This window comes from Streptomyces sp. LS1784 (assembly GCF_020103755.1).
In the GTDB taxonomy this organism is placed as follows: Bacteria; Actinomycetota; Actinomycetes; order Streptomycetales; family Streptomycetaceae; genus Kitasatospora.
This window is the reverse complement of sequence record NZ_JAHSQD010001257.1, coordinates 1-620: the sequence shown is the minus strand read 5'-3', so window position 1 is coordinate 620 and position 620 is coordinate 1. Positions and strand designations below refer to the sequence as shown.

Sequence of the window (620 nt, the reverse complement as noted above, 5' to 3'; positions counted from 1 at the left end):
CGCACTCGCCGAGCGGGTCACCCGCAGGGTCACCCGCCGCCTGCTCGGCGCCTGCCGGGGGCACTCCGCCGAGCTGGAGCGCTCGGTCGCCGGCTGGGCCTCCGAGCAGGCCAGGACGGTCGACTACGGCCTGCGGATCGCCGCCCAGGAGCAGGTCGGCCTGGCCTACGCGGGCTGGGACCGGCTGCTCACCCGGGTCGCGCTGCCCGCCTGGCGGCTCGGCCGCCACCCGGCCCACCTGAACGCCGGCGTGGTCTCCGCGCTCACCGAGCTGTCCCGGCGCGACCGGCTGGCCGACGGCTACGGCAGCAGGCTCGGCGACCGCCCCGCCTGCGACCTGCTGGAGGAGCCCGGCACCGTCGACCGGGCGGTCTCGCGGCTCGCCGCCGACCTGTTCTTCGGCCGTCCGGAAGCGGGCACCTGGCACGAGCTGGAGTGGGCCGACTACCCGGCCGACGTGGTGGACGCCGGCTGGCGGACGGGCGCCGCCACCCTGCAGACCGCACTGGACCGGCTCGTCCCGCAGTCCCGCCCCGGCGCCCCGACCCTCACCCGGCTGCTGGGCCGGCTCGCCGAGGGCGACGGCGAGCTGCTGGCCGCCGCGCTCGCCGCCCAGCCGG

The 620-nt window shown here is 79.0% G+C and carries 1 pseudogene; it reads left to right on the top strand.

Annotated features, from left to right (window positions below):
- A pseudogene (locus KS423_RS46850) lies at nt 1–620 on the top strand (hypothetical protein); the annotation flags it as partial.